26 protein-coding genes are annotated in these 22,005 nt (G+C 62.8%); 24 read left to right on the top strand and 2 right to left on the bottom strand.

Annotation, left to right across the window (positions count from 1 at the left end):
* The first annotated feature begins 1 nt into the window (after position 1).
* The 14 genes from flhF to HZR81_RS03855 all read left to right on the top strand — a co-directional run bounded on the left by flhF (position 2) and on the right by HZR81_RS03855 (position 12,567).
* Positions 2–1,294, top strand: a complete 1,293-nt coding sequence (gene flhF, locus HZR81_RS03920) for a flagellar biosynthesis GTPase FlhF (protein WP_102840201.1) — start codon at positions 2–4, stop codon at positions 1,292–1,294.
* A 91-nt stretch (positions 1,295–1,385) separates the two neighbouring features.
* Positions 1,386–2,213 (top strand): flagellar synthesis regulator FleN, encoded by an 828-nt coding sequence (gene fleN / locus HZR81_RS03915; RefSeq protein ID WP_063539843.1) that lies wholly within the window; start codon positions 1,386–1,388, stop codon positions 2,211–2,213.
* A gap of 17 nt (positions 2,214–2,230) precedes the next feature.
* On the top strand, positions 2,231–2,956 hold the full coding sequence (gene fliA, locus HZR81_RS03910; RefSeq protein ID WP_102840202.1) for an RNA polymerase sigma factor FliA: 726 nt from the start codon (positions 2,231–2,233) through the stop codon (positions 2,954–2,956).
* A 74-nt stretch (positions 2,957–3,030) separates the two neighbouring features.
* A complete protein-coding gene (locus HZR81_RS03905; protein WP_011913679.1) occupies positions 3,031–3,405 on the top strand; it encodes a chemotaxis response regulator CheY in 375 nt (124 codons plus the stop codon).
* A gap of 23 nt (positions 3,406–3,428) precedes the next feature.
* Complete coding sequence (locus tag HZR81_RS03900) at positions 3,429–4,223, top strand: protein phosphatase CheZ (RefSeq protein WP_500127388.1); 795 nt, start codon at positions 3,429–3,431, stop codon at positions 4,221–4,223.
* Positions 4,224–4,234: 11 nt separating this feature from the next.
* A complete protein-coding gene (locus tag HZR81_RS03895; RefSeq protein WP_500127387.1) occupies positions 4,235–6,469 on the top strand; it encodes a chemotaxis protein CheA in 2,235 nt (744 codons plus the stop codon).
* 53 nt (positions 6,470–6,522) lie between these two features.
* Positions 6,523–7,629 carry a protein-glutamate methylesterase/protein-glutamine glutaminase gene (locus HZR81_RS03890; RefSeq protein ID WP_102840205.1) on the top strand — a complete coding sequence of 369 codons (1,107 nt, stop codon included), beginning with the start codon at positions 6,523–6,525 and terminating at the stop codon, positions 7,627–7,629.
* Between the two features lie 16 nt (positions 7,630–7,645).
* Positions 7,646–8,386: a flagellar motor protein gene (locus HZR81_RS03885; RefSeq protein ID WP_500127386.1), complete on the top strand. Its 741-nt coding sequence runs from the start codon at positions 7,646–7,648 to the stop codon at positions 8,384–8,386.
* Positions 8,387–8,391: 5 nt separating this feature from the next.
* A complete protein-coding gene (motD, locus tag HZR81_RS03880; protein WP_063539837.1) occupies positions 8,392–9,234 on the top strand; it encodes a flagellar motor protein MotD in 843 nt (280 codons plus the stop codon).
* A gap of 84 nt (positions 9,235–9,318) precedes the next feature.
* Positions 9,319–10,107: a ParA family protein gene (locus tag HZR81_RS03875; RefSeq protein WP_063539836.1), complete on the top strand. Its 789-nt coding sequence runs from the start codon at positions 9,319–9,321 to the stop codon at positions 10,105–10,107.
* Positions 10,108–10,196: 89 nt separating this feature from the next.
* Positions 10,197–11,015, top strand: a complete 819-nt coding sequence (locus HZR81_RS03870; RefSeq protein WP_500127385.1) for a CheW domain-containing protein — start codon at positions 10,197–10,199, stop codon at positions 11,013–11,015.
* A gap of 81 nt (positions 11,016–11,096) precedes the next feature.
* Entirely contained in the window at positions 11,097–11,576 is a 480-nt protein-coding gene (locus HZR81_RS03865) for a chemotaxis protein CheW (RefSeq protein WP_063539834.1), read from the top strand.
* A 3-nt stretch (positions 11,577–11,579) separates the two neighbouring features.
* On the top strand, positions 11,580–11,993 hold the full coding sequence (locus HZR81_RS03860) for a DUF2802 domain-containing protein (protein ID WP_063539833.1): 414 nt from the start codon (positions 11,580–11,582) through the stop codon (positions 11,991–11,993).
* A gap of 130 nt (positions 11,994–12,123) precedes the next feature.
* Entirely contained in the window at positions 12,124–12,567 is a 444-nt protein-coding gene (locus HZR81_RS03855) for a rhodanese-like domain-containing protein (protein ID WP_133456697.1), read from the top strand.
* On the opposite strand, the gene HZR81_RS03850 is transcribed toward HZR81_RS03855, so the two are convergent.
* Complete coding sequence (locus HZR81_RS03850; protein ID WP_133456698.1) at positions 12,548–12,880, bottom strand: EscU/YscU/HrcU family type III secretion system export apparatus switch protein; 333 nt, start codon at positions 12,878–12,880, stop codon at positions 12,548–12,550. The two genes, HZR81_RS03855 and HZR81_RS03850, sit on opposite strands and share 20 nt — an antisense overlap.
* A complete protein-coding gene (gene fliK / locus HZR81_RS03845; RefSeq protein WP_500127384.1) occupies positions 12,877–14,406 on the bottom strand; it encodes a flagellar hook-length control protein FliK in 1,530 nt (509 codons plus the stop codon). The genes HZR81_RS03850 and fliK overlap by 4 nt, the downstream gene beginning before the upstream one ends.
* A gap of 135 nt (positions 14,407–14,541) precedes the next feature.
* Between fliK and ccmA the strand changes: the two genes are divergently transcribed.
* The 10 genes from ccmA to HZR81_RS03795 all read left to right on the top strand — a co-directional run bounded on the left by ccmA (position 14,542) and on the right by HZR81_RS03795 (position 21,956).
* On the top strand, positions 14,542–15,177 hold the full coding sequence (gene ccmA / locus HZR81_RS03840) for a cytochrome c biogenesis heme-transporting ATPase CcmA (RefSeq protein WP_063539829.1): 636 nt from the start codon (positions 14,542–14,544) through the stop codon (positions 15,175–15,177).
* A complete protein-coding gene (gene ccmB / locus HZR81_RS03835) occupies positions 15,174–15,845 on the top strand; it encodes a heme exporter protein CcmB (RefSeq protein WP_063539828.1) in 672 nt (223 codons plus the stop codon). The genes ccmA and ccmB overlap by 4 nt, the downstream gene beginning before the upstream one ends.
* A 90-nt stretch (positions 15,846–15,935) precedes the next feature.
* Positions 15,936–16,691 carry a heme ABC transporter permease gene (locus HZR81_RS03830; protein WP_063539827.1) on the top strand — a complete coding sequence of 252 codons (756 nt, stop codon included), beginning with the start codon at positions 15,936–15,938 and terminating at the stop codon, positions 16,689–16,691.
* On the top strand, positions 16,688–16,864 hold the full coding sequence (gene ccmD / locus HZR81_RS03825; RefSeq protein WP_500127383.1) for a heme exporter protein CcmD: 177 nt from the start codon (positions 16,688–16,690) through the stop codon (positions 16,862–16,864). The genes HZR81_RS03830 and ccmD overlap by 4 nt, the downstream gene beginning before the upstream one ends.
* Positions 16,861–17,328 carry a cytochrome c maturation protein CcmE gene (gene ccmE, locus HZR81_RS03820; protein ID WP_063539825.1) on the top strand — a complete coding sequence of 156 codons (468 nt, stop codon included), beginning with the start codon at positions 16,861–16,863 and terminating at the stop codon, positions 17,326–17,328. Before ccmD ends, ccmE begins: the two co-directional genes overlap by 4 nt.
* A complete protein-coding gene (locus HZR81_RS03815) occupies positions 17,325–19,298 on the top strand; it encodes a heme lyase CcmF/NrfE family subunit (RefSeq protein WP_500127382.1) in 1,974 nt (657 codons plus the stop codon). Before ccmE ends, HZR81_RS03815 begins: the two co-directional genes overlap by 4 nt.
* 1 nt (position 19,299) lies before the next feature.
* Positions 19,300–19,830: a DsbE family thiol:disulfide interchange protein gene (locus HZR81_RS03810; RefSeq protein ID WP_063539823.1), complete on the top strand. Its 531-nt coding sequence runs from the start codon at positions 19,300–19,302 to the stop codon at positions 19,828–19,830.
* Positions 19,827–20,300 (top strand): cytochrome c-type biogenesis protein, encoded by a 474-nt coding sequence (locus HZR81_RS03805; protein WP_063539822.1) that lies wholly within the window; start codon positions 19,827–19,829, stop codon positions 20,298–20,300. Before HZR81_RS03810 ends, HZR81_RS03805 begins: the two co-directional genes overlap by 4 nt.
* Positions 20,297–21,499 (top strand): c-type cytochrome biogenesis protein CcmI, encoded by a 1,203-nt coding sequence (gene ccmI, locus HZR81_RS03800; protein ID WP_208216272.1) that lies wholly within the window; start codon positions 20,297–20,299, stop codon positions 21,497–21,499. Before HZR81_RS03805 ends, ccmI begins: the two co-directional genes overlap by 4 nt.
* Positions 21,500–21,515: 16 nt before the next feature.
* The gene (locus HZR81_RS03795; RefSeq protein WP_073865888.1) at positions 21,516–21,956 is read left to right on the top strand and encodes a hypothetical protein; all 441 of its coding nucleotides are present in this window, start codon (positions 21,516–21,518) and stop codon (positions 21,954–21,956) included.
* Positions 21,957–22,005 lie beyond the last annotated feature (49 nt).

The following is a 22,005-nucleotide window of genomic DNA, read 5'->3' as shown; positions in this document are numbered from 1 at the left end:
CATGCAGGTCAAACGTTTCTTCGCCGCCGATATGCGCATCGCCATGAAGATGGTGCGTGACGAGCTGGGCGCCGATGCCGTGATCATCGGCAATCGCCGGGTGGCCGGTGGCGTCGAGCTGACGGCCGTACTCGACTACCCGATGCAGTCCGCGCCGGCAGCGACCAAGCCCAATCCTGCGCTGGAAGCTGAGCTGCGCAAGACGCAATCGCGCCTGGCCAGTGCCCATGCCGAACTGAGCGCCACGCCGCAGGCGAAGATGCAGGATCGTCAACTGCTTGACGAGAAGCCGGCCGCCGTGGCGCCGAGCGCTCAGCCCGAGCCGGCTGCCGCGCCATCTGCTGCCGTCGATCCGCGCGCGATCGAGGCGATGTATTCTGAGCTGCACGGTCTGCGTGAGCTAATTGAGGTGCAGCTCGGCTCGATCGCCTGGGGGCAGGAGCAGAGCCGCCGTCCGCAGCAGGCCAGCCTCTGGCGCCGGCTGCAGCGCCTCGGCCTGCCGGCCGAACTGTCGCGCAGCCTGCTGGAAAAGGTCGCGACCATCAACGATCCGCGTCAGGCCTGGCGCATGGTGCTGGCCTATATGGCGCAGGCGATCAAGGTCAGCAAGCAGGAGCCGCTGGAAGAGGGCGGAGTGATCGCGCTGGTCGGCCCTGCCGGTGTTGGCAAGACCACCACCCTGGCCAAGCTCGCGGCACGTTACGTACTCAAATACGGCGCACAGAACATCGCCGTGGCGAGCATGGACAACTACCGGATCGGCGCGCAGGAGCAGCTCAAGACGCTTGGGCGTATCCTCGACGTACCGGTGCTGCAGATCGACCCGAGCCAGCCATTGAGCAAGACGCTCGCGCCGCTGGCCCGCAAGCGCGTGATCCTGATCGACACCGCCGGCCTGCCGGCCAGCGATCCGACCTTGCGCAAGCAGCTCGAAGCGCTGTCGGATCGCGGTGTGAAATCCAAGAACTATCTGGTGTTGGCGGCTACCAGCCAGAGTCAGGTACTCAAGGCGGCATGGCACAACTATCGTCGCTGCGGCCTGGCGGGTTGTATCCTGACCAAGCTGGACGAGGCAGGCAGCCTCGGCGATGTGCTCGGCCTCACGATCAGCCAGCATTTGCCGATAGCCTACCTCGCCGATGGCCCGCGGATTCCGGATGACCTGCATCTGCCCCGTAGCCACCAGCTGGTCAGCCGTGCGGTAAGCCTGCAATCAGGCGAGGAGCCGAGCGAAGAGGCCATGGCCGACATGTTCGCCGGGTTGTACAACGGCTCGTCACGGCGGGCCGGATGATCAAGCGAGTGCGGTACCAGAATGAACCAGATGCGTGCCATGCGGGCGCATCGCCGGCCGTATGGCCCCAGCAAGATATAGGCGTGTGAACATGGGTATGCATCCCGTACAGGTGATTGCGGTGACTGGCGGCAAGGGTGGCGTCGGCAAGACCAACGTGTCGGTCAATCTGGCGCTGGCGCTGGCCGATCTCGGCCGGCGTGTGGTGTTGCTCGACGCCGACCTGGGTCTGGCCAACGTCGACGTCCTGCTTGGCCTGACCAGCAAGCGAACCCTGGCCGATGTGATCGCCGGTGAGTGCGATCTGCGCGATGTGCTGATTCAGGGCCCCGGCGGTATCCGTATCGTGCCCGCGGCATCCGGGACGCAGAGCATGGTGCAGCTGTCGTCCCTGCAGCATGCCGGTCTGATCCAGGCATTCAGTGAACTGGGCGATGAACTGGACGTGCTGATCATCGATACCGCGGCCGGGATTGGTGATTCGGTGGTCAGCTTCGTGCGTGCCGCGCAGGAAGTGCTGCTGGTCGTCACAGATGAACCCACGTCCATCACCGATGCCTATGCTCTGATCAAGTTGCTCAACCGTGACTACGGCATCAGTCGTTTCCGGGTGTTGGCCAACATGGCGCATGCGCCCCAGGAAGGTCGCAACCTGTTCGCCAAGCTGACCAAGGTCACCGAGCGTTTTCTCGATGTGGCGCTGCAGTATGTCGGCGCCGTGCCCTACGACGAGGCCGTACGCAAAGCGGTACAAAAGCAGCGTGCCGTCTATGAAGCCTATCCGCGCTCCAAATGCGCGCTGGCCTTCAAGGCCATTGCGCAGAAGATCGATACCTGGCCATTGCCCGCTACCCCGCGCGGCCATCTCGAGTTCTTCGTCGAGCGCCTCATCAGTCCCGCTTCAGAAAGCCACGAATGACAGGTGCCGGATCCGCTATGTATTACAGCAAGGCTCAGGCAAAGGATGCTCAATATCGCCTGATCGATCAGTACGCGCCGTTGGTCAAGCGTATCGCTTACCACCTTCTGGCGCGTCTGCCTGCGAGTGTGCAGGTGGACGACCTGATCCAGGCTGGAATGATCGGACTGCTGGAAGCAGCGAAGAAGTACGACGCCGGCAAGGGCGCCAGTTTTGAAACCTACGCCGGCATCCGCATCCGCGGCACCATGCTCGACGAGGTGCGCAAGGGCGATTGGGCGCCACGCTCGGTGCATCGCAACTCGCGCATGGTCAGCGAGGCGATCCGCGCCATCGAAGCGAAAACCGGTCGTGACGCTAAAGATCATGAAGTTGCGGCCGAACTTAAGCTTAGTCTCGATGAGTATTACAGCATCCTCGGCGATACCCTCGGCAGCCGACTGTTCAGCTTCGACGACCTGCTGCAGGAAGGCGAGCATGGCGAGCTGCAGGAGGATGCCGGCAGTACGCACCCCGAGCCTTTCCGCGATCTGGAGGACGAGCGTTTCCAGTTGGCGCTGGCAGAAGCCATCGCCAACCTGCCGGAGCGCGAGAAGCTGGTGCTGTCGTTGTATTACGACGAAGAGCTGAACTTGAAGGAAATCGGTCAGGTGCTGGGAGTCAGCGAGTCGCGTGTGAGCCAGTTGCATAGCCAGTGTGCGGCGCGCCTGCGTGCGCGCCTCGGTGAATGGCGCGCCAATTGACGATTGTTTGCGGTATGACGTGCTCGGTTTGCTGAGGCATTTTGGGACTTACGGAGGTCGACTTGGACAAGAACATGAAAATCCTCATCGTCGATGACTTCTCGACGATGAGACGAATCATCAAGAACCTCTTGCGTGACCTGGGGTTCACCAACACCGCCGAAGCGGACGATGGCACCACCGCGCTGCCGATGCTGAAAAGCGGCAGCTTCGACTTTCTCGTCACCGACTGGAACATGCCGGGCATGAGCGGTATCGATCTGCTGCGTACCGTGCGTGCCGACGAGCGCCTCAAGCACCTGCCGGTGCTGATGGTCACTGCCGAAGCCAAGCGCGACCAGATCATCGAGGCGGCACAGGCCGGCGTAAACGGCTATGTGGTCAAGCCTTTCACTGCCCAGGTGCTCAAGGAGAAGATCGAGAAGATCTTCGAGCGCGTCAACGGCTGAAGCAGCAACGCCGCGAGGGCACTATGACGCAAGCAGATCAGAGCCTGGCAGAGTTCGAAGCGACTCTGAAGGCCAACGCCCCTAAGTTGATTGAAAGCCTGCAGCAGGGCCGCTTCGATGAAGCGACGCAGATGTTCAATGAACTCAGCCAGGCGCGTAATCACAGTCTCTATCAGGAAGTCGGCAAGCTCACCCGCGAGCTGCACAACGCCATCGTCAAACTCGAGATGGATACCTGTGCCACCGGCGGCGATCCGTCACCGATCACCGATGCGACCGATCGCCTGTCCTATGTGGTGGAGATGACCGAGAAGGCCGCCAACCGCACCATGGATCTGGTGGAGGAATCGGCGCCGCTGGTCAACTACGTTAGCTACGAGGCCCAGAGCCTGACGGCCGACTGGCAGCGATTCATGCGCCGCGAAATGGATGCTGAACAGTTCCGTGGGCTGGTCAAGCGCATCGACCAGTACCTCAAGCGCAGCATGAACGATGGCAGCCAGCTGTCGCAGAACCTCAGCGAAATCATGCTGGCCCAAGATTTCCAGGACCTGACCGGTCAGGTCATCAAGCGTGTCACCCGACTGATCACCGAGCTTGAAAGCAATCTGCTCAATCTCGTCCTGATGGCGGGGCAGGTCGACCGCGTGGCTGGCATCCAGCACGACCGCAATGCCATGCGCGCCGAGCAAGAGAAGAAAAAACAAGAAAAATCGCCTTCCAATGGTGAAGGTCCGCAGATGCATGCCGATATGCGTGAAGACGTCGTTTCCGGCCAGGACGATGTCGATGATCTGCTTTCAAGCCTGGGCTTTTAGGGGAAGTGAATATGAGCTTCGACGCCGATGAAGAAATTCTCCAGGACTTCCTGGTAGAGGCCGGCGAGATTCTCGAATTATTGTCCGAGCAACTCGTGGAGCTGGAAAGCAGCCCCGATGACATGGCGTTGCTCAATGCGATTTTTCGCGGGTTCCATACGGTCAAGGGCGGTGCGGGCTTTCTCCAGCTTCATGAGTTGGTGGAATGCTGCCACATTGCCGAAAACGTCTTCGACATCCTGCGTAAGGGTGAGCGTCGAGTCGATTCCGAACTGATGGACGTCGTTCTGCAGGCGCTCGACGCCGTGAACGCGATGTTCAGCCAGGTCCGTGAGCGCGTCGAACCTACTCCTGCCTCGCCTGAACTGCTGGCCGCATTGGCCCGTCTGGCCGAGCCTGCATCCGACGACGAAGCACCTGCCGCCGCAGCGCCCCAGGCCATCGCCGAGCCTGTGAGCGAAGGCGCCGACAGCGATTTCGAGCAGCTGCTGGACGCGATCGAACCGCCCGTTGTCGAGCCGCTGGCATCCGCCGATACAGGCACCGTGGCTGACGAAATCACCGATGATGAGTTCGAGTCGTTGCTCGATCAGCTGCATGGCAAGGGCAAGTTCGAACCGGCAACTACCGCAGCGACCACGCCGGCGGCTGCCGAGCCTGCGATTGCTAGTAGCGGGGCAGGCGCAAGCGACGAGATCACCGATGACGAGTTCGAAGCACTGCTCGATCAGCTGCATGGCAAGGGCAAGTTCGAGCCGGGAACCACCGCAGCGACCACGCCGGCGGCTGCCGAGCCTGCAACAGCCAGTAGTGGGGCAGGCGCAAGCGACGAGATCACCGATGACGAGTTCGAAGCGTTGCTCGATCAGCTGCATGGCAAAGGCAAGTTCGAACCCCCAGTCGTCAGCGCCAGCCCGGCCGGCGTCAGCGAATCCGCCGCGGCTGCATCGGTAGAAAAGGCGCCGACCAAACCGACTCCCGCGAAAGCTGAGCCGGCTCGTCCGGCTGCTGCCAAGCCAGCGGCTGCCGCAGCGAGCAAGCCCGCCGCGCCAGCCGCGGCCGAGAAGGCTCCGGCCGAGGCCGAGACCACGGTGCGCGTCGATACCGCGCGGCTGGACGAGATCATGAACATGGTCGGCGAGCTGGTGCTGGTGCGTAACCGTCTGGTGCGCCTGGGCTCCAATAGCGGCGACGAGGCAATGGCCAAGGCCGTTTCCAACCTCGATGTGGTCACCGCCGACCTGCAGAGCGCGGTGATGAAGACCCGCATGCAGCCGATCAAGAAGGTGTTCGGCCGTTTCCCGCGGCTTGTACGCGATCTGGCGCGCAGCCTGAAGAAAGAGATCAACCTGGAACTGGTGGGCGAAGAAACCGACCTCGACAAGAACCTCGTCGAAGCCCTGGCCGACCCGCTGGTGCACCTGGTGCGCAATGCCGTCGACCACGGCATCGAGATGCCCGAGGAACGCGAGGCGGCCGGCAAGCCGCGTACCGGCCGTGTGGTGCTGTCGGCCGAGCAGGAAGGCGACCACATCCTGCTGATCATCAGCGATGACGGCAAGGGCATGGACGCCAACGTCCTGCGCGCCAAGGCCGTCGAGAAAGGCATGCTGGAGAAGGATGCCGCCGATCGCCTGAGCGATCTGGAGTGCTACAACCTGATCTTCGCGCCGGGATTCTCGACCAAGACCGAGATTTCCGACGTGTCCGGTCGTGGCGTCGGCATGGACGTGGTCAAGACCAAGATTTCCCAGCTCAACGGTACGGTGAACGTGTTCTCCACCAAGGGCCAAGGCTCGAAGGTGGTGATCAAGGTGCCGCTGACCCTGGCGATCATGCCGACCCTGATGGTCATGCTCGGCAGCCAGGCTTTCGCCTTCCCGCTGGTCAACGTCAACGAAATCTTCCACCTGGACCTGTCGCGGACCAATGTCGTCGATGGCCAGGAGGTCGTGATCGTGCGCGACAAGGCGCTGCCGCTGTTCTACCTCAAGCGTTGGCTGGTTCACGATGCTGCTCAGGAAGAGCAACGCGAAGGTCATGTGGTGATTCTCAGCGTCGGCAACCAGAGCATCGGCTTCGTCGTCGATCAACTGGTCGGGCAGGAGGAGGTGGTCATCAAGCCGCTGGGCAAGATGCTGCAGGGTACGCCCGGCATGTCCGGCGCAACCATCACCGGCGATGGCCGCATCGCTCTGATTCTCGACGTTCCCAGCATGCTCAAGCGCTACGCACGCAGGATTTGATTCGGTCAGGCAGCGCCGTTCCGGGAGGGGCGCGCTGCCGCTAGGAGTGATGTATGGCAGTCAAGGTCCTGGTCGTCGACGATTCCGGTTTCTTTCGCCGGCGTGTCTCGGAAATCCTTTCCTCTGATCCCAATATTCAAGTCGTCGGCACCGCTACCAACGGGCGCGAGGCGATCGACCAGGTGCTGGCGCTGAAGCCGGACGTCATCACCATGGATTACGAGATGCCGATGATGGACGGCATCACTGCGGTGCGGCAGATCATGCAGCGCTGTCCGACGCCGGTGTTGATGTTCTCCTCGCTGACACACGAAGGCGCGCGGGTCACCCTCGATGCGCTGGATGCCGGCGCGGTGGACTATCTGCCGAAGAACTTCGAGGACATCTCGCGCAACCCGGACAAGGTCAAGCAGCTGCTGTGCGAGAAGGTGCACACCGTTTCGCGCAGCAACCGACGCTACAGCACCTTCTGCAGTTCCAGCGTCAGCGCCCCGGCACCCTCTGTCCGCGGTACACCCGCCGCATTGGCCACTGCCCGTAGCACCGGTGCTGGCGCGACCCCGGCAGCACCCGCGCGTGCGCCGGCGCCCAAGCGCAAGGCCTACAAGCTGGTTGCCATCGGCACTTCGACCGGCGGCCCAGTGGCGCTGCAGCGGGTGCTGACTCAACTGCCTGCCAATTTCCCGGCACCCATCGTGCTTATTCAGCACATGCCTGCGGCGTTCACCAAGGCATTCGCCGACCGCCTGGACAAGCTCTGCCGCATTCGCGTCAAGGAGGCGGAGGATGGTGATGTGCTGCGACCCGGCCTGGCGCTGCTCGCGCCCGGCGGTAAGCAGATGATGATCGACGGGCGCGGCGCGGTGCGCATCCTGCCCGGCGACGATCGCCTCAACTACAAGCCTTGCGTCGATGTCACCTTCGGTTCGGCGGCCAAGTCGTTTCACGACAAGGTGCTTGCAGTGGTGCTCACCGGTATGGGTGCCGATGGCCGCGAGGGCGCGCGGCTGCTCAAGCAGAGCGGCAGTCAGGTGTGGGCTCAGGACGAGGCCAGTTGCGTGATCTACGGAATGCCGATGGCGGTGGTCAAGGCCAATCTGAGTGACGCCGTTTACGGGTTGGACGACATCGGCCGCAATCTGGCCGAGGCCTGCATCTGATGAAGGCTGGCCGCTGATGGATGTTCTCAGCCTCATCGGGTTGCTGCTGGCGTTCGTCGCGATCGTCGGCGGCAACTTTCTCGAGGGTGGCCAGATATCGGCGCTGCTCAACGGACCTGCCGCGTTGATCGTGCTGGGCGGCACGCTCGGCGCGGTACTGCTGCAAACACCCATCGCGGTGTTCATGCGTGCCATGAGCATCGGTCGCTGGATCTTCTTTCCGCCGCGCATCGATCTGGCTCGCGGTATCGCCATGGTCACCGCCTGGAGCAATACGGCGCGCAAGGAAGGCCTGCTCGGCCTCGAGCCGGTTGCCGAGACTGAACCCGATCCCTACGCACGCAAGGGGCTGCAGCTGCTGGTCGATGGCGCCGAGCCGGAAGTCATCCGCAGCATTCTCGAAGTTGACCTCTACACCCAGGAAGGCCGCGATCTTCGGGCCGCCAAGGTCTACGAGAGCATGGGTGGCTATTCTCCGACCATCGGCATCATCGGTGCAGTGATGGGCCTGATTCACGTCATGGGCAATCTGGCCGATCCCAGCCAGCTCGGCAGCGGCATCGCCGTGGCCTTCGTCGCGACGATCTATGGGGTCGCCTTCGCCAACCTGCTGGTCCTGCCGGTGGGCAACAAGCTGAAGAGTGTCGTTCAGCGCCAGACGGCCTATCGCGAGATGCTGCTCGAAGGTGTGCTATCCATCGCCGAAGGCGAAAACCCACGCTCCATCGAGATGAAGCTGCAAGGCTTCATGGACTGATCGCCATGGCCAGACGCAGAGCGCCGGAAGAGCACGAGAATCACGAGCGTTGGCTGGTTTCGTACGCCGATTTCATCACACTGCTGTTCGCCTTCTTCGTGGTGATGTACTCGATTTCCTCGATTAACGAGGGCAAGTACAAGATTCTCTCCGACTCGCTGGTCGGCGTGTTCAACCAGGTCGATCGGGCCGTGAAACCAATCCCGATTGGTGACGAGCGGCCGCGGACCACCGAGTCGGATGTTTCGCAGGTGCAGGACCTCTCCGGCCCGTCCTCGACATCCGGAGCGCCGACGTTCGATCCGCTGGAGCGTATCGCGCAAAGCATGCGCGAGACCTTCGGCGAACTGATCGCCAACGAGCAGCTGACCATTCGCGGCAATGAGCTGTGGATCGAGATCGAGCTCAACTCCAGTCTGCTGTTTCCCAGCGGTGACGCGCTGCCCAATGATCAGGCGTTCCAGTTGATCGACAAGGTCGCGGCCATCCTGGCGCCTTACGACAATCCCATCCATGTCGAAGGCTTTACCGACAATCTGCCCATCAGCACGAGCCAGTTCCCGACCAACTGGGAGCTGTCCGCAGCGCGAGCCGGCAGCGTCGTACGCATGCTCGCCGCGCAAGGAGTCGCCCCGTCCCGGCTTGCGGCCGTAGGCTACGGTGAGTTCCAGCCGGTGGCTGACAATTCGACGGCCGAGGGGCGCGCGCGTAACCGACGGGTGATCCTCGTGGTATCGCGCAATCTCGATGTGCGCCGCAGCGTTTCCGGCGTCGGTAGCGCAAATGCCAGGCCCAACGAGGCACTGCGTCGGGCTGGCACACAATCTGCACCGGCTGCAGCCATGTGAGCGCCTGAAGGTGCAATCGTCAAAACACCGTCGCCCCGCCGTTTCAGGTGGGAACTGCCGGTCAGCTTCGCCGGGTGGGGAACCATGAGAGTCTGGGCTGTTGCCAATCAAAAGGGTGGGGTGGGCAAGACCACCACGTCGATCGCGCTGGCGGGCTTGCTGGCCGACTCCGGTAAGCGTGTCGTGGTGCTGGACCTGGATCCGCACGGGTCGATGACCAGCTATTTTGGTCACGATCCGGACAATCTGGAGCACAGCGTCTTCGACCTGTTCCAGCACCAGGGTACCGTGCCAGAAGGTCTGCCCTGGCAGCTTCTACTCTCCACCAGTCATGAGCGAATCTCCCTGATGCCGTCGAGCACGGTGCTCGCGACGCTGGAGCGTCAGTCGCCAGGGCAGAACGGTCTGGGTCTGGTGATCGCCAAGAGTCTGTCGCAGCTCTGGCAGGACTTCGATTACGCGGTCATCGACAGCCCGCCGCTGCTCGGCGTGCTGATGGTCAATGCGCTTGCTGCCAGCCAGCAACTGGTGATCCCGGTACAAACCGAGTTCCTCGCGATGAAGGGCCTCGAGCGCATGGTCAGCACGCTGTCGATGATCAACCGCTCGCGCAAGCAGGCGCTGCCGTACACCATCGTGCCGACGCTTTTCGACCGTCGTACCCAGGCCTCGATGAACACGCTCAAAGTCTTGCGTGCCGGCTACGCCGACCATCTCTGGCCGGCTTTCATTCCAATCGATACGCGGCTGCGCGACGCCAGTCGCGCCGGTCTGACACCTTCGCAGTTCGATCCTGCCAGCCGCGCCGTTCTTGCCTATCGCGCCTTGCTGAAGCACCTGCTGGCGCTGCAACCGTCGCCGCAGGTGGCTTGACAAAAGGGACAACCGCTCGGCGCTCGGCGCCTCAAGTTTGTTGCGTCGGCAGCCGATAGCCTGTTCAGCTTCTCCTTACGAGTCTTTCCATGAGTCGCACCGTCCTTACCGAAACCCGATCCCAGCAAGCGCTGCAGTCCTATCTCGACGGGCTGCTGCAGGATGCGGCCATCGAACTGGCGGACTCGGTCAGTCAGGACGAATTCCAGGCCGCCGTGCTCGAGGAACAGCTGCGCGATGCGCGAATCAGCCAGCCGCCGCGCCTGGAGATCGTGGCCACGCCGCCCGCGCCGCCTGTGGTCGTCGCGCCTAAAGCCCCTGAAATACCTGCGCCCGCGCCAGTGCATGCCGCAGCGCCAATCATTGCCTTGGCTGCCGCTGCGCAGCCGGTCGATGAACCGACAGCTATCGTCGCTGATCGGCATCCGGGCTGGGGCGACGAGCCCTTCGAGTGTTTGCTGTTCGATGTCGCCGGGCTGACGCTGGCGGTGCCACTGGTCTGCCTGGGGTCCATCTATCCGCTGGCGGGGCAGGAGCTTACGCCGCTGTTCGGCCAGCCCGACTGGTTTCTTGGCATACTGCCGAGCCAAGCGGGCAATCTGAAGGTGCTGGACACCGCGCGCTGGGTGATGCCTGATCGCTATCGCGACGATTTTCGCCAGGGCCTGCAGTACGTGATTTCGGTGCAGGGTTATCAATGGGGGCTGGCGGTACATCAGGTCAGCCGGTCGATCCGTCTCGACCCCAGCGAAGTGAAGTGGCGTACACAGCGCAGCCAGCGCCCTTGGTTGGCCGGTACGGTTATCGAACACATGTGTGCGCTGGTCGATGTCACGGCACTGGCCGAGTTGATCGCCAGTGGTGCGGTCAAGCAGATGCAGGACGCGGCAAAGCTGCACAAGCGCTGAGGAATGAATGACGGTCGCACGCGGTGTGCGGCCTGGCGATAGAATCGACCGCCGCGAGCGGTAATTGAAGAAGGTGGGATTATGAAGATGACGTCTGCGCAGGGCTCCGAAGATCCTGTTCTGCAATGGGTAACCTTCCGTCTGGATAACGAGACGTACGGCATCAACGTGATGCAGGTTCAGGAAGTGTTGCGCTACACCGAGATTGCGCCGGTACCCGGGGCGCCGAGCTACGTGCTGGGCATCATCAACCTGCGAGGCAACGTGGTCACGGTAATCGATACGCGCCAGCGATTCGGTCTGGCCCCGGCCCCGGTTTCGGACAACACCCGTATCGTGATCATCGAAGCGGATCGGCAGGTGATCGGCATCATGGTCGACAGCGTCGCCGAGGTGGTTTACCTGCGTCAGTCGGAAATCGAAACCGCCCCCAACGTCGGCAACGATGAATCGGCCAAGTTCATTCAGGGCGTGTGCAACAAGAACGGCGAGCTGCTGATTCTGGTCGAACTCGACAAGATGATGAGCGAAGAAGAGTGGGCCGAGCTTGAGAGCATCTGATACATGCTGATCGCGTCGCTGGTCGCATCGCTGATCGCGCTGGCATTCTGCTGTCTGGGCCTGCTGGGGTTCTGCCTTTGGCTGCTCAAGCGACAGCGGTTGCTGGCTGAGCAGCAGCGCCAGCGTGACGCGGCGCGGGACAAGCGCATCAAGGAGCTGAGCAATCGTCTGGATGCCTATCTCGAAGGCAACATGCGCATTGGCGACGAGCTGCGTGAGCTGGCGCGCGTCGTTGCGCCGTTGCCGGACAAGCTCAACCAGCTGGAACTGCGCGATCCCAACAATTTTTCCTTCTCTCAGGCCGCCAAGCTGGTCGGCATGGGGGCAAGCATCGATGATCTCACCCAATCCTGCGGTCTCTCCCAGTCCGAGGCCGAGCTGATGAGCAAGCTGCATCAGGCGCGTCAAAAACCCTGAGCTGGCGCACATCGCCCATCGGTTCCTCCCAGGTGATCGGAACCTCCTCCAGCCACTGCATTCCAACTCGTATCGGCCTGGTCCGACCAGGAAGGGTACGGTTCCGTTTTTCGGAACGAGGAGGGCGGTGATGCGCTGCGTGCTCGTTTTTCTATTGTTGATGGCCTCTCTGGGCACGGTTCACGCCGTTGAAGCACCGGACGAGGTGGATGGCGCCATGACCATCAATGTCTTCCAGGCCAAGCGCTTGCACGAACTGGGTGCGGTGTTCATCGACGTGCGCTCGGACCGCGAGTGGCTATGGGGACATGTGGAGGGGGCGGTGCACTTCGATCTGGCCAGCGACTTCGTTAGCCTGGCAGGTGCCGAATGGCCGCGGGAGCTGCCTCTGGTCATCTACTGCGACAGTGAGATCTGCCCCCGCAGTGCGGAAGCCGCACGCATGGCCGTCGCCTGGGGCTATCAGCGTGTGTTCTATTTTCGAGCCGGCTACTTTGCCTGGCAGTTGCACGACCTGCCTCAGGTGACCGGCGAGGACCGAGCAGCCGTTGCGCTCAACGCCCAGGCCCACTGAGCAGTGGCAGCGTCTGGGTCGTGTCATTGGCCGGTTCGCGGAAACCAGGTGGGCACTTGCCCTTCAGGTACCAGGCGAAGGCGATGATCTCGGCGATGGTGCGATAGAGCGCCTCGGGGATTTCGTCGCCCAGTTCCAGTTTCGCAAGCAGGCGCACCAGATCGGCGTTTTCGTAGATCGGTACCTCGTGTTCGCGCGCGATGGCCAGAATGGCCTCGGCCAGTTCATCGTCGCCCTTGGCCGTAAGGCTCGGGGCGTTGATGCCATCGTAGCTGAGCGCTATGGCCTGGCGCGGCGGTTGCTTGTCGGTCATGCGGTTTCATCCACGAAGCGTTGTTCGAGTGTGGTGCTTGGCCCTTGCGGCGGCACGCCCTGACGGCAGGTCAGCTCGCCCACGCTCAATCCCGCGGCTTGCAAGCGTTCACGCAAGTGCGTGAGTTCGGTAGCGATCAGCTGTGCGGTGGCGCTGCGTTCGGCCCAGAGCTGGCTCGCCAGGGTGCCGCGCATCAGCTGTGCCTGGACCTGCAGCGGGCCCAGCGGCGCGATATCGAATGCCAGTTCGATCTTCCAAACTGCCTCGCCGCGTTCTTTCTCCTGCCGTCTTGGCGGGTCTTCACGCTGCAGCTTGATTTGCAACGGCACGAAGTCCCGACCGTCCCGCATCGGCAGTTCCAGTTGCCACGTCGTGAGCAGGGCACCGTCTGGTCCGACCTGTGTTTGCGCCAGGCTGGAAAGCTGGTGCGTTTGCAGTCTCGAGACTGCTGCCGCGGCAAGCTTGAGCAGCAGTTCCAGGTCGGCTTCCTCTTCCATGCCCGGTGGAAGCTTGCTGGGTAGGGGGAAGCCGATCGCGAGCTGGCGGGTGCTGCCTTGGGTCAATGCGCCCAGGGCCTGGCGTGCGAACGCCGGCAGCACATGTCCCATGGCGGCGCCGGCTTGGGCTCCAGTCAGCGGTGTGCTGCCAGGGAGGCTCGGCATCTGCGCAAGCAGACGCAGCAGGGCAGCTTTGATATCTCCCTGCAGGCCCTCGGTTTGTCCCGCCAGCAGTCGCGCCTCGAGAAAGACACCACTCTTGGCCAGTGCCGCAGCCAGCGCCTTGGCATCGGTCAGCTGCTGCATGTCGGGGATCTGGCCAAGCAAGGCTTCGGCCGCGCCCTTCAGGCCGCCGGGCAGCGTGCCCGAGGCGCCTTGCAGCGCCTTGAACAAACCTTCGAGCGAAGCCTGGCGCTGCTGCTGCGCGCTGAGCTGCTCGCCTAGATGCAGCTGATCGAGCCGGCCACTCAACGGCAAGAAGCTCAACGCCTGGCTCCCCTTTACCTGCGCTGTCAGCAGGCTGCCTAGCGCTAGCGGGGCGCTCGATTCGATGTTCAGCTTCTGGCCGCTGAGTGGTGAGTTGAGCAAGCTGATCACCACCTTGAACAGCTTCTGTCCGTCGTCCAGCCGATGTTCGCTGCTGGCGACGACACGGCCCTGGATCACACTGCCGACCGGCAACTGCTCGAGATCGAGCGCGGAGGCGGGTTGGCGTCCGGCTGCCTGTTGCGACGCCAGCAGGCGTGTGTCGGAGAGTGCGGTGATGACATAGGCCGCGCCGAGAGCTGGCGCCTTGTTGCTACTGACCTCGACAGTGGCCTGGCGTCCCCCGGTCATGGTCAGACGCAGCACCAGGCGAAAGGCCTGCGCTGCCTCCCTGATGCCGACCACCTCTGCCTCGGCCTGCTCGCCGGCTGCCAGCAGACCCTGCATCGGTTGCAGAAGCTTCAGTGCGAGCTCGCTGGAGGCTGCGCTCTGGCGTGGCATGCCGGCCTGGGGCAGAGCGGTGGTACTCTTGATCTCGGTCATCTTTCCTCAAATGCTCTTACAACCTTTCGTGCTTGCGGCCTTTGGCACTCAAGGTTGCCATGTATAATTCCGCCCGCCTGGCCTACCCGCCTGAGTATAGCGGCCAGGCCTTTTTCATCTTGAGGTGTCGCCAGCGTGTCAACTCCCTTCCTCGAAGCTGTGGCGCTCGCCTGCGAGCGGGACTGGCGGCTGTTGTTCGACAAGCTCGATCTGCGCCTCGAGAACGGCGAAATGCTGCAGATTTCCGGCCCCAACGGTAGCGGCAAGACCAGCCTGCTGCGCCTGCTGTCCGGCCTCATGCAGCCCACCGCCGGCGAGGTCAGACTCAAGGGGCTGCCACTCGACGCGCAACGTGGCGAGCTGGCCCGCAACCTGTTGTGGATCGGGCACGCTGCCGGCATCAAGGGCCTGCTTACCGCAGAAGAAAACCTGACCTGGCTGTGTGCGCTGCATCAACCGGCAAGTCGCGAAGCGATCTGGCAGGCGCTTGCTGCCGTAGGACTGCGCGGTTTCGAAGACGTGCCCTGCCACACCCTTTCGGCGGGGCAGCAGCGTCGTGTCGGGCTTGCGCGACTCTACCTTTCCCCGCCGCCGCTGTGGATTCTCGACGAGCCGTTCACGGCGCTCGACAAGCATGGTGTGGCGCAACTGGAGCGACACCTGGCGGCCCATTGCGAGCAGGGCGGACTGGTCGTGCTGACTACTCACCACAGTCTCACCGAGATGCCTGCCGGCTACCGTGAACTGGATCTGGGGCAGCGAGCCGCATGAGCAGTGTCTTCACGCTTCTGCTGGCTCGCGAGGCGCGCCTGCTGTTTCGTCGTCCGGCCGAGCTGGCCAATCCCCTGGTGTTCTTCGCAATCGTCATCGCGCTGTTTCCGCTGGCGGTCGGGCCCGAGACGCAACTGTTGCAAACGATTTCTCCGGGGCTGGTCTGGGTCGCCGCGCTTCTGGCCGTGCTGCTCTCGCTGGATGGCCTTTTTCGCAGTGACTTCGAGGATGGCTCGCTCGAGCAGTGGGTCGTTTCGCCGCACCCGCTTGCGCTTCTGGTGCTCGCCAAGGTGCTGGCACACTGGGCGTTTTCCGGTCTGGCGCTGGTCCTGCTGGCACCCTTGCTGGGGCTGATGCTGGGATTGCCGCTCGACACCATGCCGGTACTGTTGATCTCGCTGCTGCTGGGTACGCCCATTCTCAGCCTGCTCGGCGCGGTCGGTGCGGCCCTGACGGTGGGGCTCAAAAGAGGCGGGTTGCTGCTTGCTCTGCTCATTCTGCCGCTCTACATCCCCGTGCTGATCCTGGGCAGCGGTGCGTTGCAGGCCGCTTTGCAGGGGCTTCCGGCGGTCGGGCACCTGCTGTGGCTGGCCAGTCTGACCGCGTTGGCGGTTACTCTTACACCCTTTGCGATAGCCGCCGGGCTGAAGATCAGCGTTGGCGAGTAGCGGTACACCTGATGGCCGGCGCCTGTGCCCGGTCGACATAGCGAATGTCGAGGCCTGAGTTCAGGCACTCGCACAACGACGAGTCATCCGATGAACTGGACATGGTTTCACAAGCTGGGTTCACCCAAGTGGTTCTACGAGATCAGCGGGCGCTGGCTGCCCTGGTTGGGGTGGGCTGCGGTATTGCTGATCGGCGTCGGAACGGTCTGGGGGTTGGCGTTCGCACCGGAGGATTATCAGCAGGGCAATAGCTTCAGGATCATCTACATTCATGTTCCCGCAGCATTTCTGGCCCAGTCCATCTACGTGATGCTCGCCGTCGCCGGCGTGGTCGGGTTGGTCTGGAAGATGAAGCTCGCCGACGTTGCGCTGCAGCAGGCGGCCCCCATTGGCGCCTGGATGACCTTTATCGCACTGCTGACCGGTGCGGTCTGGGGCAAGCCGACCTGGGGCGCCTGGTGGGTCTGGGATGCACGCCTCACCTCGATGCTGATTCTGCTGTTCCTGTATTTCGGTGTCATCGCGTTGGGCCAGGCGATCAGCAACCGCGACAGTGCTGCCAAGGCCTGCGCCGTGCTGGCGATCGTCGGCGTGGTGAACATTCCGATCATCAAGTACTCGGTCGAGTGGTGGAACACGCTCCATCAACCGGCCACCTTCAAGGTCACAGAGAAGCCTGCGATGCCGGTAGAGATGTGGCTGCCGTTGCTGATCATGGTGATCGGCTTCTACTGCTTCTTTACTGCGGTGTTGCTCATGCGCATGCGCCTGGAAGTCCTTCGCCGTGAATCGCGTGCCAGCTGGGTGAAGACCGAGGTCAAGGCTCTGGTGGGAAACAACTCGTGAACTTTTCGTCCTTCCCCGAATTCATCGCCATGGGCAATCATGGCGTGTATGTCTGGACTTCCTACGGCATAAGCCTGGCGGTCCTGATTCTCAATGTCGTGCTGCCGGCCCTCTCGCGCCGGCGCTATCTGCAAGATGAGGCGCGTCGTTTGCGCCGGGAGGAGTCGAAGTGAATCCGGTGCGCAAGAAGCGTCTTTTCATCGTCCTGGCGATTCTCGCCGGTGTCGGTATTGCCGTGGCGCTGGCGTTGTCCGCTCTGCAGCAGAACATCAACCTGTTCTACACACCGACCCAGATCGCGGCGGGAGAGGCGCCGGAAGGCACGCGTATTCGCGCCGGCGGGTTGGTCGAGGAAGGCTCGGTACAGCGCACCAACGATTCGCTCAGCGTATCGTTCCGAGTGACCGACGGAGTGGAGACGGTGACCATCAGCTATCAGGGCATCCTCCCCGATCTGTTCCGCGAAGGGCAGGGCATCGTCGCATTGGGTCGGGTCAATGCCGATGGTGTCCTGGTCGCCGATGAGGTGCTGGCCAAGCACGACGAGAATTACATGCCGCCCGAAGTGACCCAGGCGCTGGAGCAGAGCGGCATGATGAAACACTACGAAGGCGGCAAGAAGGAGTACGCGAAATGATTCCCGAGCTTGGCCACCTGGCGATGATTCTTGCGCTGTGCCTGGCGGTCGTGCAGGCGACGCTGCCGTTGATCGGTGCCTGGCGGGGTGACCGGCAGTGGATGGGGCTGGCGCAGCCGGCGGCCTGGGGGCAGTTCGCGTTTCTCGCATTCGCCTTCATCTGCCTGACCTATGCCTTCATGGTCGATGATTTTTCGGTCGCCTATGTCGCACAGAATTCGAATAGTGCGCTGCCCTGGTACTACAAGTTCAGCGCGGTCTGGGGCGCCCACGAAGGCTCGCTGCTGCTCTGGGCATTAATCCTGGCCGGCTGGACCTTCGCCGTGTCGATCTTCTCCCGCCAGCTGCCGGAAGACATGCTCGCCCGGGTGCTTGGTGTAATGGGGCTGATCAGCATCGGCTTTCTGCTGTTCCTGATCGTCACGTCCAACCCGTTCGAGCGGCTGCTGCCGCAATCGCCGATGGACGGTCGGGATCTCAACCCGTTGCTGCAGGACTTCGGTCTGATCGTTCATCCGCCGATGCTGTACATGGGCTACGTCGGCTTTTCCGTGGCATTCGCATTCGCCATCGCCGCGCTGCTGGGCGGGCGGCTCGACGCCGCCTGGGCGCGCTGGTCGCGTCCCTGGACCCTGGTGGCCTGGGCCTTCCTCGGGCTGGGTATCGCGCTGGGGTCCTGGTGGGCGTACTACGAGCTGGGCTGGGGTGGCTGGTGGTTCTGGGATCCGGTGGAAAACGCCTCCTTCATGCCGTGGCTGGTCGGCACCGCGCTGATCCACTCGCTGGCAGTCACCGAGAAGCGCGGCGTATTCAAGAGCTGGACGGTGCTGCTGGCCATTGCCGCGTTCTCCCTGAGTCTGCTCGGCACCTTCCTGGTCCGCTCCGGCGTGCTGACATCGGTACACGCATTCGCTACCGATCCGGAACGCGGCGTATTCATTCTGGTTTTCCTGCTGATGGTGGTGGGGGGCTCCCTGACCCTGTTCGCCCTGCGCGCCCCGGTTGTCAAGAGTCAGGTCGGTTTCGGCCTTTGGTCCCGTGAAACGCTGCTGCTGGTGAACAACCTGCTGCTGGTCGTTGCGACCGCTATGATTCTCCTGGGCACGCTGTATCCGCTGCTGCTCGACGCGCTGTCCGGCGCCAAGCTTTCGGTCGGCCCGCCGTACTTCAACGCGATGTTCGTTCCGTTGGTAGCGGCGCTGATGTTGGCCCTGGCCGTAGGCATCCTTGTCCGTTGGAAAGACACCCCATTCAAGTGGCTGCTCGGCATGCTCACGCCGGTGTTGATCGCCAGCGCGATCCTCGGCGGCCTGGGTTCGCTGTTGTTCGGCGATTTCAACTGGGCGGTACTGGCGGTGTGTCTGCTTGGGGCCTGGGTGGTGCTGGCCAGTGCTCGCGATCTGCTCGACAAGACCCGTCACAAGGGGCTGGTCAAGGGCATGCGCAGTCTGTCGCCGAGCTATTGGGGCATGCACTTGGCGCATATTGGCCTGGTCGTCTGTGCCATCGGTGTCGTGTTGACCAGCCACCAGAGCGCTGAGCGGGATCTGCGGCTGGCGCCCGGCGAATCGCTGGAGCTGGGTGGCTATCGGTTCGTCTTCGAAGGCGCCGTGCACCATGACGGGCCGAATTTCACTTCGGACAAGGCGACTATCCGCGTGCTCGATGGCGACAAGCAGGTTGCTACGCTGCATCCCGAGAAACGCCTCTATATAGTGCAGCAGATGCCGATGACCGAGGCGGGCATCGATGCCGGCTTCACCCGTGACCTCTATGTGGCGCTGGGTGAGCCATTGGATGGCGGCGCCTGGGCGGTACGAGTGCATATCAAGCCGTTCGTGCGCTGGATCTGGCTCGGCGGTCTGATGATGGCGTTCGGCGGTGTGCTGGCGGCCAGCGACCGCCGCTATCGAGTGAAGGTTAAGACCCGGGTGCGCGAAGCTCTCGGCATGGCGGCACAAGGAGCCTGATGTGAAAAGACTGTTGATGCTGCTGCCACTGGTGGTCTTTCTGATCATCGCGGTGTTTCTCTATCGCGGCTTGTTCCTCGATCCGTCGGAGCTGCCTTCGGCGTTGATCGGCAAGCCGGTACCGTCGTTCTCGCTTCCTTCGGTGGAGGATGAGCAGCGCCTGATCAGCCAGGACGACCTCAAGGGCAAGCCGGCGTTGCTCAACGTGTGGGCGACCTGGTGCGTCGCGTGCAAGGTCGAGCACCCTGTGCTCAACCGTCTCGCAGCTCAGGGCGTGGTGATCCATGGCGTCAACTACAAGGACGACAACGCGGCGGCGCAGAAGTGGCTGAACGAGTTTCACGACCCCTATCAACTGAACATTCGCGACGAGCAGGGCAGCCTGGGGCTGGACCTGGGCGTCTACGGCGCGCCGGAGACTTTCCTGATCGACAAGCAGGGTGTCATTCGCCACAAGTTCGTAGGGGTCATCGACGATCAGGTCTGGCGTGAGCAGCTGGCGGCGCTATATCAGGAGCTGGTGGACGAATGAAACGACTGATCCACGCCGTGCTTCTCGGGCTTGCGCTGGTGACCAGCGCGCAGGGCGCAATCGATACCTATGAGTTTCGTGACGAGGCCGAGCGCGAGCGTTATCGCACCCTGACCGAAGAGCTGCGCTGCCCGAAGTGCCAGAACCAGAACATCGCTGACTCGAACGCACCGATTGCCATGGACCTGCGCCAAGAAATCTTCCGCATGCTCGAAGAGGGGCAGAGCAACGAGCAGATCGTGGATTACCTGGTCGAGCGCTATGGCGATTTCGTTCGATACAAGCCGCCGATGAATGCGAAGACCATGCTGCTCTGGTATGGGCCCGTCGCGCTGCTGGTGCTGGGTTTTGGCGTACTGGCGGTCATTCTGGTTCGTCGTCGCCGGTTCGAGAAGGCCCCCGCATCGCACACTCTCTCCGAGACAGAACGCGAACGTCTCGCCAAGCTGTTGGATAAAAAAGAACCATGATCGATTTCTGGATTGCCGCCGCCGGCTTGCTGCTGGTGGCGCTGGCCTTTCTCCTGCTTCCGATTCTGCGCGGCCGCCGTGCCCAGGCAGAAGAAGACCGCACCGCGCTCAATGTGGCGTTGTATGAGGAGCGCATGGCAGAGCTCACCGCCCAGCACGAGGCCGGCACGTTGAGTGCCGAGCAGCTGGAGGCGGGGCGAGCGGATGCCGCTCGTGAGTTGCTTGAGGATACCGAAGAGAGCGGTGCACCGCGCACGGCCAAACTTGGTCGCAGCGTCCCGTTGGTCGCGGCGCTTCTGGTGCCGCTGATGGGCTATGGCCTATACCTGCATTGGGGCGCCAGCGACAAGGTGCAGCTGGCGCGACAGTTCAGTGAGCAGCCGCGCACCGTCGAGGAAATGACCGCACGCCTCGAACAGGCAGTGAAGGCGCAGCCGGATTCGGCCGAGGCCTGGTACTTCCTTGGCCGTACCTACATGAATCAGGAGCGTCCAGCGGATGCGGCGAAGGCTTTTGCCCAGGTTGTCGAGCTTGCAGGGCGTCAGCCGGAGTTGCTCGGTCAGTGGGCGCAGGCATTGTATTTCGCGCGGGATCGGCAATGGACTCCTGACCTGCAGGCGCTGACCGACGAGGCGCTGCGGGGAGATCCTCAGGAGGTAACCAGCCTTGGGCTGCTCGGAATTGCGGCGTTCGAAGAGGCGCGTTATGCCGATGCGGTACGTTTCTGGGAGCAGCTGGTCGCTGCGCTTCCGGAGAACGATCCGTCTCGGGAGGCGATTCGGGGAGGAATCAACCGCGCTCGTGAGCAGCTCGGTGAGCCTGCCGAAACGGCGTCGCAGCCTGAGGTAGCGGGCATCACGCTGCAGGTTGAGGTCCAGCTCGATCCTGAGGTGGCCAAGGCTGTTTCGCCGCAGGACAGCGTATTCGTTTTCGCACGTGCCGTCGCCGGACCGCCTGCTCCGCTCGCGGCCAAGCGCCTGACGGTTGCCGATCTACCGGCGTCGATCAGCCTGAGCGATGCCGATGCGATGATCCCGTCCCTGAAGATATCCAGTGTCGAGCAGGTAGTGCTGATGGCCAGGATTTCCAGCACAGGTGATGCAACCAAAGGCGAGTGGATGGGTCGAAGCGAGGCGCTCGACACCAAGGGTGACGAGCGGACCGTACGACTCGTCATCGATCGTGCCGACACTCCCTGACGCCCAAGAGAGACAAATGACTGCGAAGCCAACCCTTGGACGCCGCGCGTTCCGGACTACCTGGCAACACGCCGTGCTGGTAGGGTTGAGCGTGTTGCTCGGCGCTTGCGCGGGGACCCCTTACGAGTCGAGCCCTCAGCCGCCCGCGGCGAAGCCGGTACCGCGCGCCCCCGAACCGAGTGCTCCGGTCATTTCGCCGCCACCGATCAAGGCGCCGCCTGCACCGCGCGCGCCGGCGACCCAGAAAAGCCATCCTCGTTATGCGCCGCCGCCGCATGTTGCGGCGCACTGGGATAACCGGCTTGGGGTGTACGTCGTCGAAGGACGCGAGCTGTACTATCGCGAGCGTCTTTACTATCGCTGGGATGGAGATTGGTTCTGTGCCGGTCAGCCTGATGGCCCCTGGGAGCCAGTGGCGCCGCCAAGTGTCCCGCCGGGCTTGCGCAACCGCCACTGAATCTCTCGGTCGCGGTAGCGTCGGTGTAGTTTTTGGTGACGCGGTCTAA

The sequence above is a fragment of the Pseudomonas sp. LM13 genome, from assembly GCF_041381355.1.
GTDB lineage: Bacteria > Pseudomonadota > Gammaproteobacteria > Pseudomonadales > Pseudomonadaceae > Stutzerimonas > Stutzerimonas frequens.
This window is presented reverse-complemented; position numbering and strand designations above follow the sequence as displayed.